This is a genomic window from Prevotella sp. tf2-5, from assembly GCF_900115435.1.
Lineage (GTDB): Bacteria > Bacteroidota > Bacteroidia > Bacteroidales > Bacteroidaceae > Prevotella.
In genome coordinates this window covers 122530-137534 of sequence record NZ_FOWK01000004.1, presented here as the reverse complement: position 1 = coordinate 137534, position 15005 = coordinate 122530, and the positions used below count along the sequence as shown (strand labels likewise).

The window sequence follows — 15005 nt, the reverse complement described above, 5'->3', positions numbered from 1 at the left end:
ATTTAGGGACGTGTCTCATAGCGTCTCAATTGGGACAACAAATGTCATTTGTATAAAGCACAATTTTTGCTCGCGGTAGAAACACGGTACAAAAATAGGTCGAAAAACTGGGATAAACAAAAAAGGAACTTGAAGTGTTAAAATGACGAAAGTCCCTCAAAATGAGAGACTTTCTAATAGTTGTTCTAAATTGTTCAGAGTTGTTTTAGTCATTCTACTTTCCCACGCAAAAATTTTTAAAAATATTTCCTAACACTTCGTTGGGGGTGATTTGTCCCTCACCTGTGATTTCGGATAGTTCGGAGAGAACTTGACGGAGGTCCTCTGCGACAAGGTCTCCTGGGACTTGAGCCTGGAGACTGCTGATGACACGATTGAGACTTTCTTGGGCTCTCGTCAGGGCATCATAATGGCGAGCATTGGTGACGATAATGTCAGAGTCGGCGAGGGTAGGGATGTCTGCAGCTTCATAGATGACAGTCTCTAGTGCGTCGATATTGGTACCGAGTTTTGCGGAAATGGAAATGATAGGAAAATCAGCAATTGTGAGAGCGTTGCTTTCGCTTAGGTCTGATTTGTTTCTTACAATGATAACTTTCTTGTTTCCAGTATGATGTGCTATCTCGTTTATTTCTTCATTTGTTGGTTTCTCGTCAATTATCCAAAGGATGATACGGGCTTTTTCCATAGCAGAGTAAGTACGACCAATACCAATTTTCTCCACCTCGTCAGTAGTCTGTCGGATACCAGCAGTATCGATAAAGCGGAAGGTGACACCTTTGATGTCAATAGTGTCTTCGATGGTGTCTCGTGTAGTTCCATGTACGTTAGAAACGATAGCCCGATCGTCTTTCAGTAGTCGGTTCAGCAAAGTGGATTTTCCGACGTTAGTCTTACCGATAATAGTGACAGGAATACCTTGTTTGAGAGCCTGTCCAGTCTCAAAAGAGTGTATAAGTTTTGAAATATGTTTGTTGATATTTTTCGCCAACTTATCAAGCTCTGTCCGGTCAGCAAATTCCAAGTCCTCATGGTCAGAGAAGTCGAGTTCGAGTTCCAATAGGGAAGTGAGTTTCAACAATTGCGCACGCAACTGTGCAAGCTCAGATGAGAAATGTCCTCTGAGCTGACTCATGGCGAGATGATGTGTCGCCTGATTGGAGGATGCGATGAGGTCGGCAACTGCCTCAGCCTGACTTAAATCCAACTTCCCGTTGAGGTAGGCTCGCATCGTATATTCGCCAGGTTCTGCCATTCGACAACCCTGTTGCACCAGTAATTCTAATACCTTATTTAATATATAACGAGAACCATGACAAGAAATCTCTGCGCTGTCTTCCCCTGTATAAGAATGTGGAGCACGGAAGATACTCACCATTACCTCATCAATGATCTCAACTTCATCCTTGATATGTCCGTAGTGGATAGTGTTGGGTTGAGCCTCAGAGAGATTCTTGGTGAAAATACGAGAAAGAATCTCAAGAGACAGAGGTCCTGAGACACGGATGATGCCGAGAGCTCCACCGGGAGCCGTTGCAAGTGCGCAGATTGTTTCGTTCATTATATGCGGTCGAATACCTTTTGTATGAGGGTATCAATGGAGTTCTTATACTCCGTATTCATCTCAGTGGTGTAGCGGTTGGCGATGACCATACAGCAGGTCATCGCACGATGTCCTAAGAGGGAAGCCATACCAGCGAGGGCGGAGGACTCCATCTCGAAGTTACAGACCTTCATGCCCTCATATTCGAACGACTCCACTTTGGCATTCTGGTCAGGATCGGCAATAGGAGCACGGAGTTGTCGTCCCTGTGGTCCATAGAAGCCACCACAGGCAATCGTATAGCCGCGAACCATATCGTCCTGTGCTATTTTGTTGATGAGTTCAGCGTCAGCGACGGCAACATAAGGAGCTCCCTTGACAGGATCCCACTGCATGTGTTCCTTGAAAGCCTTCTCAAGTTGGAGGTCACATACCTCATTACGTCCAGCATAGAAATTCAGCAATCCATCGAAACCAATACTCTTGACGCTGGCGATGAAGCATCCAGTAGGTGTGAAAGGTTGTAAGCCGCCACAGGTACCGATGCGCACGATCGTCAGACTACGATGCTCCTCCTTCTCCATTCTGGTGGTATAGTCGACATTCGCAAGGGTGTCGAGCTCATTCATTACGATATCGATATTTTCACAGCCGATACCCGTTGACTGTACAGTGATGCGTTTCCCCTGATACGTACCAGTGATGGCATGAAACTCACGACTACTGACCTCGCACTCTTTCGAGTCGAAATGAGAGGCGACAGTCTCTACACGTCCAGGATCACCCACGAGGATTACTTTGTCAGCTAATTGTTCCGGTTTCAGATGCAGATGGAAGCAAGAGCCGTCGTTATTAATAATCAATTCTGATGCAGGAAAAACTCTTTTGCTCATAAGACTTATTTGTTTCTAGTTAAATAGATAATTTCCGCATTTCGGATATTTTTCTCCTGTTGCCGGATGGAAAGATGTAACTCGTACTGCAGTTTCTCATTATCGAGAATCTCACGAGACAGAGCCTGACGTTCATTTGCAGTCGCCTTCGGGAAGTACATACGGGCTTTGTCTAAAGCCTGTACGATCTTGTCATAACGTTGTTGCAACTGTATGAGTTGTTGATAGCGTTTTTGATTACCAGCAGCTTTGAAATCCTTGAGATAATGGTACGTCAATTGGTCATTGACCACAAAGGAGAACTCATAAGATTTTTGCGCAGGTTGCTTCTTAGCTTGTCGTAACCGCTTCTGTGCCGCGTTATATTGTTGCTGATCATCCTGTGTCATTTTGATATCAGCAATCTGTGCAAATGCCATTATCTGTTCAGGTGTGTATTTCGTTGCATCGTAGGGTTGGTATTTCTCAGCAGGGATGAACGTATAGACGCACACCATACTGTCCGGCTGGTTACGGTCAGAGGCAAAGAACCCCAGATGGTTGTATTCGTCAATAACATACAGATAATCATTGGCAGTCGAATTGAAAGGCATACCGATATTCTCTGGTTTGAGGAAATGTCCCTCTGCCGCATCGTAGGTGGTCATGAACAGGTCGTAGCCACCGATGCTCTCTTCTCCTTCAGCAGCAAAGTAGAGTGTCATACCGTCAGGCATTATAAAAGGATAACAGATATGCCGTAGCTGTCTGTCTGTATTAATTCCCGCCAAGGTGTCTGGCATAGACCATTGTTGCTGAAGCAGTTCTTGCGAGTAAATGCAACTGTCGTTTTCAGCATATAGACATCTGTTATTCAGGGCATTCATATACGTCATTGTCTGAGATTCCTTTTGCGGGAAGAAGGTCGAGTAGGGAGCGATACGTCCTGCCTCTGATGACAGATGATATGCTTTCAGAAACTCTTCTTTCCGCAAGACGACACTGTCGATAAACATAATATGTTGTGTTGACATTGTCATTCGTTGGAGTCGCTCAGAATGTGCGGAAGGTTGTTCTATTTTCTGTCTGACCTGTTTCTTCCGTTGTGCAGGGACAGCCACAGAGACTAAAAGTAATAGCAACAACAAAGATGCGCGTTGTATCAGTTTCTGACTTTTTTCCAGTGCGTTCCAGATGGAATAGCGTGCTTCTTTGTTCATCAGTTGCATCCGGTCAAAAAGTTCCTGAACCATAGTCCGTTGTGTGTCGTGTTCATAGGGACACTGTTTCAACTGTTTCTCGTAGTGCTGTTGTTCCGCATATTCTTTGATGTCCGCTTCCTCACAAAGACATAACGGACGAATGATAGTCAGTGGCATCTTATCCATCTCCAGACAGGCCGGCATTGTCGAGAACTGTCCCTGGAAGGTGAGGTTCATCAATGCCGTATGAATGATGTCGTCCTGATGATGACCTAAGGCAATTTTATTACATCCCAGCTCTTGTGCGAGATTGAAGAGCTGTTTCCGACGTTGCCAGGAACAAAGGAAACAAGCAGGCTTCCTCTTTTGTGTAGAGTGTAGCGTTGAGGGTTGAGAGTTAAAACTCGTAGTGACGATATGAAGAGGTACTCCAAGATTATCGCAGAAACGTTGAAGATAGGAGGTGTCAGTCTCATACTGGATATTCTCCATACGGACATGTAACGCATGAACTGTGAAATGAGGAACATGCACCTTAGAACGGCGGGCAAGAAATTCCAATAAGCAGAGAGAGTCTTTTCCTCCAGACAAACCGACAAGAATCTTGTCATCCTCGTCAATGAGCTGGTACATACCTAATGCTTTATTGAAAGTCTTCCAAAGTCGTTCTTCAAGCGTCATTCTACTTCATAAAGACGAGATAAACAGCACAAATAATAAGGAAGAAAGCAAGAATATGATTCCAATGCAGATTCTGACCTTGGAACATGATGTTAGCAATCACGGCAAAGACTCCCAGGGAGATGCATTCCTGAATGACCTTCAACTGTACCAAAGTGAAAGGACCGCCGTTCCCTTCAAATCCCAGGCGGTTAGCAGGAACCTGACAACAATATTCAAAGAAGGCAATCATCCATGAGAAGAGGATAACTCCCAGGAGAGGCCAGTTGTTGCTAACCCCAGTTTCTGATAATTTCAAATGCCCATACCAAGCAAGCGTCATAAAGACGTTGCTTAGTATGAGCAGTATGATGGTATAGAGTCCGTTCATTTCTTCTGAAGGAATTCATCCATGTTCTGGGCGGCACGACGTCCATCGCCCATTGCGAGAATCACTGTGGCACCGCCACGTACGATATCACCACCAGCAAAGATCTCAGCACGTGATGACTGCATCTCCTCGTTGACGACAATCGTATTTTTGCGACCCAATTCAAGTCCGTCGATAGACTTCGGGACGAGTGGGTTAGGAGATACACCTACAGCAACGATTACCTGGTCAACATCCAGGGTGACAGTCTTGCCCTCGACGGGTACAGGGCTACGACGACCTGATGCGTCAGGCTCACCCAATTCCATCACCTGAAGAACCGCCTGTTTTACAGCACCCTGTTCATCAGCGATATACTCGATGGGGTTGTGCAGTGTCAGGAATTTGATACCTTCCTCCTTGGCGTGCTTCACTTCCTCCAGACGTGCTGGCATCTCAACTTCAGAACGGCGATAAACCAGTGTGACATCAGCACCCAGACGCTTTGCCGTACGACATGAGTCCATAGCAGTGTTTCCACCACCAACAACAAGTACACTCTTAGCAGGATTCAAAGGAGTGTCTGTAGTTGGGTTAGCGGCATCCATCAGATTTACTCGAGTCAGATACTCGTTAGACGACATGATATTGATGCTGTTTTCACCAGGGATATTCATAAAGTTAGGCAGACCAGCGCCAGAACCTACGAAGATACCCTTGAATCCCTGTTGCTCTAATTGCTCAACACTGATGGTCTTACCCACGATGACATCCGTTTGGAAATGTACACCCATCTTGGCGAGGTTCTCAATCTCCACATCAACAATCTTGTTAGGCAGACGGAACTCAGGAATACCATATTTTAGTACACCACCAATCTCATGCAGAGCTTCGAAGACATACACATCGTATCCTTTCTTTACCATATCGCCAGCAAAAGAGAGTCCAGCAGGACCTGACCCCACGACGGCAATCTTGATACCATTGGCTGGAGCAATCTCCGGCAGACTAATATTTCCGCTCTCACGCTCATAGTCAGCTGCGAAGCGTTCCAGATAACCGATAGCAACAGCAGGCTCATTCATCTTCAAGTGGATACACTTACTCTCACACTGCTTTTCTTGCGGACAGACACGACCGCAAACAGCGGGTAATGCAGAGGTGTTCTTCAGTACCTTAGCTGCTGCCAGGAAATCACCACGCTCAATATTCTTGATGAAAGAAGGAATATTGATGTTTACGGGACAGCCCTCCACACATGTCGGTTTCGCACAGTCGAGACAACGCTTCGCTTCCGTCATCGCCATTTCCTTGGTCAGTCCGATGTTCACTTCCTCCGTACGGGTGGTTGCTCGATAAACGGGGTCGAGTTCTGGCATGATGACACGCTCGATGGCTGTACGCTCTTTGGGCTTCATGCTCTTGCGGAGTTCTTCACGCCATGATGCATTACGGTCTGTGAGCGTTTCGATGGGATCTGTGGTTTTTATAGTACCTATAGTGCCTATAGTATCTATAGTTACTTTAGCGTCTTTAGTGTTCTCTGAGTCAAGGTGCTCTTCATAGTGTGAAAGTTCTTCCTGCTCCTCACGCTTAAAAGTACCCATGCGTTTGAACATTTCATCCCAGTCTACTAACGCTCCGTCAAACTCAGGACCGTCGATGCAAACGAATTTCGTCTTGCCACCAATAGTCAGACGGCAGGCACCACACATACCTGTACCATCCACCATGATGGTGTTCAGCGACACCTCACAAGGAATATTGTGCTTCTGAGCGGTGAGGTTAGAGAACTTCATCATGATGGGAGGACCAATGGCGAATACCTTATCCACATGGGGCTCCTGTTCGATGAATTTCTCAATACCAACAGTAACCACACCCTTCTCACCATAGCTTCCGTCATCCGTCATGATGATGACTTCGTCAGAACTCTCGCGTACTTTATCCTCAAGAATGATTAAGTCCTTTGAGCGTCCTGCCATCACAGACAACACACGGTTGCCTGCTGCTTTCAAAGCCTGGATGATAGGTAGCATAGGAGCGACACCCAATCCACCACCCGCACATACGACGGTTCCATATTTCTCAATTTTCGTGGGATTGCCCAGCGGACCTACAACGTCTGTTACATAGTCACCAACGTTTAAGGCACAGAGCTTCTTAGAGGAGAGTCCCACCATCTGAACTACCAAGGTAATGGTACCCTTCTCGATGTCAGCGGCAGCGATGGTCAAAGGCATACGCTCACCTTTTTTACCAACGCGTACGATTACGAAATTACCAGCCTTACGACTCTTGGCAATCAATGGAGCCTCTATCTCAAAAAGGAAGACCTTCTCGGAGAACTGTTCTTTTTTTACAATTTTATTCATAAGAAATTATCCAATATATTGGAGGATCAGGTCTACTGCCTCCTGCTCGGTCTTGCCGTCCATAGAGATGACGAGATCGTAATTACGAGTGTCATAACGTGAAGTACCCGTGAATTTCTTCACATAAGTCTCACGCATGTCATCAATCTTCTTGATGACTTTCTCAGCTTCCTCATGACTCAAGTTTTGCTTCTTCATGATGCGCTCGATACGATGCTCTTTGGATGCCTGAATCAGAATGCTGAGGTGGTTGGGGTGGTTGGCTAAGATATAGAATCCGGAACGACCAGCAATAATGCAAGACTCTTCCTCTGCGAGTTTTTGGAGGACTTCCTTCTCTACTTTGAACATATCATCGGTAGTCGTCAAATGGAACTCATCACCTGACATACGCTGGTAATACCATACCTCGTTCATGTTCTGACCCATGTACATTGCTGTGTTGATGAGCTCGCGCCACCACTGGGTCTTGCTGCCCTTCAGACGTTCAATCTCTTCAGTATTTAAATTGAACTTCTTCTCCAACTCTTTGATGAGAGCCTTGTCGTAGAAGGATACACCTAATTTCTCTGCTAACATCTTGCCGATAGTACGACCACCACTACCTAATTCGCGGTTAATGGTGATAACAAACTTCTGATTCTTGTCCATAATTGAATTGTTTTAAGTGATTTTTTTAGTCAATGATTTCAAAACCTGTATAGGGAACGAGGGCGGCAGGAATCTTGATGCCGTTCTCGGTCTGGTTATTCTCAAGGATAGCTGCTACGATACGGGGCAGGGCTAAGGCGGAACCGTTCAGTGTATGACACAGTTCTGTCTTCTTCGTGTCCGTACGACGATAGCGGCATTTCAGACGGTTTGCCTGGTAGGTGTCAAAGTTAGATACTGATGATACTTCCAACCAACGCTTCTGAGCTTCAGAATAGACCTCGAAATCATAGCAGATAGCTGAGGTGAAACTCTGATCTCCACCACAAAGCAGCAGGATACGGTAAGGAAGTTCCAACTTCTTCAGCAGTCCCTCTACATGTTCCAACATCTCCTTATGGCTCTCTTTGGAGTGCTCGGGCTTGTCAATGCGTACAATCTCAATTTTCGAGAATTCATGCAGACGGTTCAGACCACGCACATCCTTACCATAGCTTCCCGCTTCTCTGCGGAAACACTCGGTATAGGCGCAGTTCTTGATAGGCAGGTCTTTCTCGTCAAGGATCACGTCTCGGTAAATGTTGGTCACAGGAACCTCAGCGGTGGGGATGAGATAGAAATCATCCACCTCACAGTGGTACATCTGTCCCTCCTTGTCAGGTAGCTGTCCTGTTCCGTAACCTGAAGCGGCATTGACAACTGTCGGAGGCATAATCTCCGTATAGCCACTCTTGCGGGCTTCGTCAAGGAAGAAGTTGATGAGGGCGCGCTGCAGTCTGGCACCCTTGCCAATATATACAGGGAATCCTGCGCCAGTAATCTTTACACCTAAGTCGAAATCGATAAGGTTATATTTCTTGGCAAGTTCCCAGTGGGGCAGTTTTGCCGTAGGAACCTCAGGATTTGCAGTCCAATTACCAACGGTGTCTGTGCCGTCGCATTCCTTCTGATTACTTTTAACCACATGATTGTCTTCTGCGGTAGCGCCCTCAGGTACCTCATCGTATGGGATATTTGGAATCTGACAAAGCAGACGTGTCATTTCCTCCTGAGCCTCATTCATGGTGTCCTCCAACTGCTTGTTGGATTCCTTCATCTTTGATACGGACTCTTTGATGGCTTCAGCTTCAGCTTTCTTACCTTCTTTCATCAGTCCACCAATTTGTGCAGCCATCTTCTTTGCCTCACTTAAGTTGGCATCCAGTTTCTGCTGGGCTTCACGACGACGCTTGTCTACGGCAAGGACCTCGTCAATAGCTTCTTTGGCTCCCTTAAAGTGTTTTTTTTCCAGTCCGCGAATCACGCGGTCTGTCTCCTCAGTAATGAGTTTTAATGTAAGCATAATTATATTTTGTTTTAATTTTTATTCGAATAAACGGTGCAAAGGTACAAATATTAATTGAGAATTGAAAATTTTATAATAGAATATTTAATTAATAATGTTCGCGCATGATAATAGATGCCCAATGATTATCTTCCCGTTGACTGACTAATGTGAGTCCCAGTTCTTGTCCTTTGGCTTCCAACAAGGGGATGTCCTCTGTATAGAAACCGCTCATGATCAGGGAGGCACCACTTGCCATAACCTGGTGGAATCTTCTCATGTCTTGCAACAGGATATTCCTGTTGATATTTGCCAGGACATAATCAAAACGCTTGTTGATGGAGTCAAGAATAGAGGCATCTCCGCAAAGAATTTCCATGTAGCTGTCCACTTGGTTAATAATAGCATTGTGTCTAGTGTTGTCGGAGCTCCATTCGTCTATGTCATAAGCCGTTACACTGCTTGCCCCAAGTTTTAGTGCGGCAATTCCCAAGATACCCGTTCCACACCCTGCATCCAAGATCCTCTTACCTTTGAGCTGTTCAGATAACAGGGTTGAGCAAATCATTCTTGTTGTCTCATGGGTACCAGTACCGAAAGCCAGATGAGCATCGATTTCTATGGAGAGAGAAGAGTTGAGCATGGATAATGGAGCGTTGAGATGACGTCCGTCATGAATCACCATTTTGCCTTCATCAATGATGATTGGTTCAAAGCCCTCCTGTTCCCATTGTTCGTTCCAGTCTTTGTCTTCGGCTTCTTCTACATTATATATAATATGCGTCCCTTCCATAGGGAAATACTGGATGGTCTGGTCTAGAACATCTTGGTCGAAAGAGCCTTGTTGCACATATCCCTTCAAGCCATCCTCTGTCTCCTCAAAGGATTCGAATCCCGCTTCACCTGTCATTGCCGCAAGGATGTCACGGGCATCTTGTGTGACAGGGTGAATCTTGAAAATAACCTCGTAATATTTCATCGTGTGTTAAATTTTAAGTGCAAAATTACAAAAATTAGGGAAAAACCTACCTTATCTTAGGGTTTTTCCCTAATTTTGCATTGAAAATCGTTGTATTTTTGCAACGTGAAACTTTAGAAAGATATAAAATGAAGATGAAAAAGTTAGTTCTACTCTCAGTCCTCTTAGGAGCCATGCCCATCACTATGATGGCACAGGACGACGATCTCTACTTTGTTCCTACGAAGGAGAACGTGGCTAAGGATGCGGAGAAGTATGGTATGCCTGCCAATACTTACTATGTGGGCAGTACACGTAGCGCTGACGAATATAACCGCCGTGCGTGGAGCCGTGTAGCCCCCATCGACTCTGCGGGTAATGACATTATAGACTTCTCTGCTGAGCGCGGGGTCTATCCTGACTCTGCTTATAGTGAGGTGTCAGACTATACGTATACCCGTCGGATGAGTCGTTTCGACGACTATACACCCAGTGTAGCATATTGGGAGGGTTATCGTGATGGCAGATGGGCATCTCCTTGGTATTACAGCAGCTATTATCCTTGGTATGACAGTTGGTATGATCCTTGGTATTATGGTGGTTACTACGGCTATTATGGTTATTGGGGATGGCGTTCTCCTTATTACTATTCCACTTGGTATTCTCCTTGGCGCTATCACTATGGTTACTATGGGTGGTACGGACCTCGTTACTATACGTATCGTAATGGTAGTGGTGCTCGCTGGAGTCGTGCAGGAGTATCGCATCATAGATATTCTGGAGGCACACACCATCGCAACGTAGGAGGTTCTCGCAGTTATGGTACGCGTACTTACTCTTCCCACCACAACAATGTTGGTAATCACTCCTTTGGTACTTCTCGCAGCACAGGTTCCTTTGGAGGAGGCTCTCGTGGCGGATCCTTCGGAGGCGGCGGACGCTCAGGTGGCGGTGGACACTCTTATGGTGGACGTAGATAGTTTAGAGAGTTTATAGTTTAGTGTTTAAAGTTTAAAGATATGAAGAAGATATATTTTTTTGTAGCAATGGCGACGGTCGCTATGCAACTGCAGGCCCAGCCAGCCACACAGGACACCTATGTAGGTGCTGCTCTTGCCACAGAGGATCTGAATGGTACAGCACGTTATGTGGGTATGGGTGGAGCGATGGATGCCCTGGGTGCTGAAATTTCCACGATGGGTTCCAACCCTGCGGGTATTGGCTTATTCCGCAAGGGACAAGTCTCCGTTACACTGGGTGTTAATATGCAGGAGGATGGAAAGAGCTTCCAAGACGGAAGTAAGACCCATGTGTCATTCGACCAGATCGGTGTCGTTTTCAGCAGTCGTACTGGCAAGACAGGTTATCTGAATTTTGGTTTTAATTACCATAAGAATCGTAATTTTAACCATGTGTTAGCAGCAGAAGCAGGTCTTAATGGATCGTCGCAGAATCGTCAGACAATTATTAAGGATATTGCAGGTCTGTTTGATACTTATGCATGGTCACAACTTGACGACCTTTATTTTGGTAATATGTTATATGACGACGTAGAGAAGACCATGTACAGTTATGATGGTGAGGCATATACGTTCCAGCGTGCGAATACAGGATATATCGGCGAGTTTGACTTCAATATCAGTGGTAATATCAAGAACCGCCTGTATCTGGGTCTGACCATCGGTGTACATTCCGTCAATTATAAGAACTATAGTGAGTATTATGAAATACTGAACAGTAATACTTATGATGACGTTCTGGTAGCTGACAATCATAAGATCAGTGGTCATGGTTATAACATCAAGGCTGGTCTGATTGTCCGTCCTATCGAGGAGTCTCCCTTCCGCATTGGTGTTTCTGTGGCTTCTCCTACTTTCTATCGTCTGACAACAGAGAACTACACGGAATTTACATATTCTACTTCCGATAATGTGTTAAAAGGAGATCACTCTGCCGCTAAGGAAGACTTCCGTTTCAATACTCCTTGGAAGTTTGGTTTGAGCCTTGGACATACTGTTGGCGACTATCTCGCACTGGGTGCCGTCTATGAGTATGCCGACTATGGAGCCTGTGACATGCGAACCATTGATGGCGGCTATTACGATTACTGGAGTGATACTTATAGTGAGAGCAGTTCCAGTGACAATGTAATGAAGCGTCACACAGAGAAGACACTGAAGGGTGTTTCTACCCTGAAGCTGGGTGGAGAATACAAGATTGACAAGAATATCGCTGTCCGTCTGGGTTACAACTATGTGTCTCCAATGTATCAAGAGAACGGTGTTCGCGACCAGACATTATTGTCACCTGGTGTCTATTATGCGTCAACTACGCATTTTGTCAACTGGAAAGACACGCATCGCATCACAGCAGGTGTAGGCTTCTCTTTCGATAAGTTCCGTCTCGACCTTGCTTATCAGTACAGCATGCGTAAAGGCAACTTCTATCCTTTCATGCCTTCACTGACTGCCAGTGGTGAAATCTATGATGAGAATGATGCTGTAATCGGAACTTTCACGGAGACAAACGGCTGTTCTGCTGTTAGCGTCAAAGACAACCGTCACCAAATCCAGTGCTCCTTGACGTATTCATTCTAAAGAGACAGATGTTCACCTCCTTATGAGATATTTCATCTGGTTCAGTTACGACGGGACAAACTACCACGGGTGGCAGTTACAACCTAACGGGGACACGGTGCAGGAAGAACTGCACCGTGCCTTGTCACTTCTGCTACGAGAGGACATCAGTGTGACGGGAGCTGGAAGGACGGATGCCGGGGTGCATGCCCGTCAAATGGCGGCACATTTCGACACTGAAGTATCTTTTGACGCCAAAGTGTTGACGAAGAAACTGAACGGGGTCTTGCCTGCGGATATCAGTGTCGACAGAGTGGAACGGGTAGCAGATGATTTGCATGCCCGTTTTTCTGCGTCTGCACGTACCTATCATTATTATATTCACACCAAGAAGAATCCGTTTTTGCGTCATTTTTCTTTAGAGTTACACTATGTGCTCGATTTCCCGATGATGAATGAGGCGGCACGGATATTAATGGAATATGATGACTTCGGGGCATTTTGTAAGGCAGGTAGTGATGTGAAGACGACAATCTGCCATATCTATGCGGCGCAATGGCATCAGACAGCCAATGATGTGTGGTATTTTGAGATTACCGCTAATCGCTTTCTGCGTAATATGGTACGTGCTGTGGTGGGTACATTGATAGAGGTAGGGCGTCATCGTATGACGCTTGACGAGTTCCGTGAGGTGATCAAAGGAGGACGCCGTACCCAGGCAGGTGAGTCGATGCCGGCAAAGGCATTGTGTTTGGAGGAGGTTCGATATAACGATATAACGAGATGACGTGGTTAATATTAGCATTTATTTCGGCAGCATTACTGGGCTGCTATGATACGTTGAAGAAGGTGGCATTGAAAGACAATGCAGTGATTCCTGTACTTTTCTTCAACACTTTTTTCTCTTCATTAATCTTCCTGCCATTGATTTTGCTTAGCGGAGCAACGACTATGCTTGATGACAGTATATTCCATGTTGGCAGTGGTGGATGGGAGATGCATAAATACATTGTGCTGAAGGCTATACTGGTGTTGTCGAGTTGGATCCTTGGTTATTTCGCCATGAAAAACCTTCCGTTGACTATCGTTGGACCCATCAATGCCACCAGGCCAGTGATGGTGCTGGTGGGTGCCCTGCTGGTTTTCGGGGAACGTTTGAACGGTTGGCAATGGGCAGGTGTCTTGATGGCGATCCTTTCATATTTCCTGTTAAGAAAGAGCGGAAAGAAGGAGGGTATTGACTTTCGGCACGACAAATGGATATATATGACTATTGGTGCTGCTATATTAGGAGCTGTCAGCGGACTGTACGACAAGTTCCTGATGGCTCCGGTAGGTCAGGGCGGTGTGGGACTTGACCGCATGATGGTGCAGTCGTGGTTCACGATATACCAGTGTTTCATGATGGCTTTTCTGTTGGTTGTCATGTGGTTGCCTAAGCACCACTCGACAACGCCCTTCCACTGGTCGTGGTCAATCATTGGTGTCAGCGTCTTCTTGTCGGCTGCCGACTTCATGTATTTCTATTCGCTGTCCATCCCCGATGCGATGATAAGTGTCGTATCAATGGTGAGACGAGGTAGTGTGATTGTCAGTTTCATGTTCGGTGTCATGCTGTTTCATGAGAAGAATCTGCGTGCCAAGGCACTCGATCTGGCATTGATGTTGTTGGGACTGCTGTTCCTGTTTATTGGATCGGAATAGAAAATACTCAAATAAAATTTGGTTTTCTTCTCGATTTGCACTAATTTTGACCTATGGTCGAAATTACTCACGTTCGAGAAAACTCAAATAAAATTTGGTTTTCTTCTCACTTATTCGTAATTTTGCACCCCGAAATGAATAAGGTAAAAGCTGCATTGTTTGATTTGGATGGCGTGGTGTTCGACACAGAACCACAGTATACCGTGTTTTGGGGAGCCCAGTGCAGGGAGTTTCATCCTGAGCATCCAGGATTGGAACACGAGATAAAAGGACAGACCCTTGACCAGATTTACGACGCGTGGTTTAATGGCAATCTGAAGGAGATTCGTCCGTTGCTGACAGATCGTCTGAATGCTTACGAGGCACAGATGGACTATCAGTATGTGAAAGGCTTCGAGAAGTTTATCTCTGATTTGCGAGAACAAAATGTGAAGACAGCAGTAGTGACCAGTTCCAACCAACAGAAAATGGAGAGTGTGTATCGTCAGCATCCTGAATTCAAGGACTTGTTTGATGCTATCCTGACCTCTGAGGACTTCGAATACTCTAAGCCTCATCCTGACTGTTATCTAAAAGCTGCTGCCCGTTTCGGTGCTATGCCCAATGAATGTATAGTCTTTGAGGACTCTTTCAACGGACTTAAATCGGGAAGAGCTGCGGGAATGACAGTAATTGGACTCGCTACTACGAATCCCGCTGAGGAAATTACTCCGCTGTGCGATCAAGTAATAAATGATTATCTTGAATTATCAGAATATCTAAATAATTAA

12 protein-coding genes and 1 pseudogene are annotated in these 15005 nt (G+C 45.6%); 5 read left to right on the top strand and 8 right to left on the bottom strand.

From position 1 onward, the window contains the following. Positions 1–214: 214 nt before the first annotated feature. The 8 genes and pseudogenes from mnmE to prmA all read right to left on the bottom strand — a co-directional run bounded on the left by mnmE (position 215) and on the right by prmA (position 9976). Positions 215–1561 carry a tRNA uridine-5-carboxymethylaminomethyl(34) synthesis GTPase MnmE gene (mnmE, locus tag BM257_RS05820; RefSeq protein ID WP_092069616.1) on the bottom strand — a complete coding sequence of 449 codons (1347 nt, stop codon included), beginning with the start codon at positions 1559–1561 and terminating at the stop codon, positions 215–217. Next, on the bottom strand, positions 1561–2436 hold the full coding sequence (locus BM257_RS05815; RefSeq protein WP_092069613.1) for a nucleoside phosphorylase: 876 nt from the start codon (positions 2434–2436) through the stop codon (positions 1561–1563). Before BM257_RS05815 ends, mnmE begins: the two co-directional genes overlap by 1 nt. Before the next feature lie 1145 nt (positions 2437–3581). Further along, positions 3582–4298, bottom strand: a pseudogene (locus BM257_RS15120) (tRNA 2-thiocytidine biosynthesis TtcA family protein); the annotation flags it as partial. A 1-nt stretch (position 4299) separates the two neighbouring features. Beyond that, on the bottom strand, positions 4300–4668 hold the full coding sequence (locus tag BM257_RS05805; protein ID WP_092069607.1) for a DMT family protein: 369 nt from the start codon (positions 4666–4668) through the stop codon (positions 4300–4302). Next, positions 4665–7022: a bifunctional dihydroorotate dehydrogenase B NAD binding subunit/NADPH-dependent glutamate synthase gene (locus tag BM257_RS05800; RefSeq protein WP_092069604.1), complete on the bottom strand. Its 2358-nt coding sequence runs from the start codon at positions 7020–7022 to the stop codon at positions 4665–4667. Before BM257_RS05800 ends, BM257_RS05805 begins: the two co-directional genes overlap by 4 nt. 6 nt (positions 7023–7028) lie before the next feature. After that, positions 7029–7673, bottom strand: coding sequence for a cytidylate kinase-like family protein (locus tag BM257_RS05795; RefSeq protein ID WP_092069601.1), 645 nt, complete (start codon positions 7671–7673; stop codon positions 7029–7031). Positions 7674–7698: 25 nt separating this feature from the next. After that, a complete protein-coding gene (serS, locus tag BM257_RS05790) occupies positions 7699–9015 on the bottom strand; it encodes a serine--tRNA ligase (RefSeq protein ID WP_092069598.1) in 1317 nt (438 codons plus the stop codon). Between the two features lie 91 nt (positions 9016–9106). Then, a complete protein-coding gene (prmA, locus tag BM257_RS05785; RefSeq protein ID WP_092069595.1) occupies positions 9107–9976 on the bottom strand; it encodes a 50S ribosomal protein L11 methyltransferase in 870 nt (289 codons plus the stop codon). A 134-nt stretch (positions 9977–10110) separates the two neighbouring features. On the opposite strand from prmA, the gene BM257_RS05780 reads away from it, so the two are divergent. The 5 genes from BM257_RS05780 to BM257_RS05760 all read left to right on the top strand — a co-directional run bounded on the left by BM257_RS05780 (position 10111) and on the right by BM257_RS05760 (position 15005). Further along, positions 10111–10935 carry a hypothetical protein gene (locus BM257_RS05780; RefSeq protein WP_092069952.1) on the top strand — a complete coding sequence of 275 codons (825 nt, stop codon included), beginning with the start codon at positions 10111–10113 and terminating at the stop codon, positions 10933–10935. A gap of 39 nt (positions 10936–10974) precedes the next feature. Next, entirely contained in the window at positions 10975–12552 is a 1578-nt protein-coding gene (locus tag BM257_RS05775) for an OmpP1/FadL family transporter (RefSeq protein WP_092069592.1), read from the top strand. 22 nt (positions 12553–12574) lie between these two features. Further along, positions 12575–13318: a tRNA pseudouridine(38-40) synthase TruA gene (gene truA / locus BM257_RS05770; protein WP_092069589.1), complete on the top strand. Its 744-nt coding sequence runs from the start codon at positions 12575–12577 to the stop codon at positions 13316–13318. Then, the gene (locus BM257_RS05765) at positions 13315–14235 is read left to right on the top strand and encodes a DMT family transporter (protein WP_092069586.1); all 921 of its coding nucleotides are present in this window, start codon (positions 13315–13317) and stop codon (positions 14233–14235) included. The genes truA and BM257_RS05765 overlap by 4 nt, the downstream gene beginning before the upstream one ends. Before the next feature lie 134 nt (positions 14236–14369). Then, positions 14370–15005 (top strand): HAD family hydrolase, encoded by a 636-nt coding sequence (locus BM257_RS05760; RefSeq protein WP_092069583.1) that lies wholly within the window; start codon positions 14370–14372, stop codon positions 15003–15005.

What these genes read in the sequence shown, in the direction of transcription:
- mnmE (WP_092069616.1), bottom strand. Translation starts at nt 1,561, where the DNA reads ATGAACGAAACAATCTGCGCACTTGCAACGGCTCCCGGTGGAGCTCTC.
- BM257_RS05815 (WP_092069613.1), bottom strand. Translation starts at nt 2,436, where the DNA reads ATGAGCAAAAGAGTTTTTCCTGCATCAGAATTGATTATTAATAACGAC.
- BM257_RS05805 (WP_092069607.1), bottom strand. Translation starts at nt 4,668, where the DNA reads ATGAACGGACTCTATACCATCATACTGCTCATACTAAGCAACGTCTTT.
- BM257_RS05800 (WP_092069604.1), bottom strand. Translation starts at nt 7,022, where the DNA reads ATGAATAAAATTGTAAAAAAAGAACAGTTCTCCGAGAAGGTCTTCCTT.
- BM257_RS05795 (WP_092069601.1), bottom strand. Translation starts at nt 7,673, where the DNA reads ATGGACAAGAATCAGAAGTTTGTTATCACCATTAACCGCGAATTAGGT.
- serS (WP_092069598.1), bottom strand. Translation starts at nt 9,015, where the DNA reads ATGCTTACATTAAAACTCATTACTGAGGAGACAGACCGCGTGATTCGC.
- prmA (WP_092069595.1), bottom strand. Translation starts at nt 9,976, where the DNA reads ATGAAATATTACGAGGTTATTTTCAAGATTCACCCTGTCACACAAGAT.
- BM257_RS05780 (WP_092069952.1), top strand. Translation starts at nt 10,111, where the DNA reads ATGAAAAAGTTAGTTCTACTCTCAGTCCTCTTAGGAGCCATGCCCATC.
- BM257_RS05775 (WP_092069592.1), top strand. Translation starts at nt 10,975, where the DNA reads ATGAAGAAGATATATTTTTTTGTAGCAATGGCGACGGTCGCTATGCAA.
- truA (WP_092069589.1), top strand. Translation starts at nt 12,575, where the DNA reads ATGAGATATTTCATCTGGTTCAGTTACGACGGGACAAACTACCACGGG.
- BM257_RS05765 (WP_092069586.1), top strand. Translation starts at nt 13,315, where the DNA reads ATGACGTGGTTAATATTAGCATTTATTTCGGCAGCATTACTGGGCTGC.
- BM257_RS05760 (WP_092069583.1), top strand. Translation starts at nt 14,370, where the DNA reads ATGAATAAGGTAAAAGCTGCATTGTTTGATTTGGATGGCGTGGTGTTC.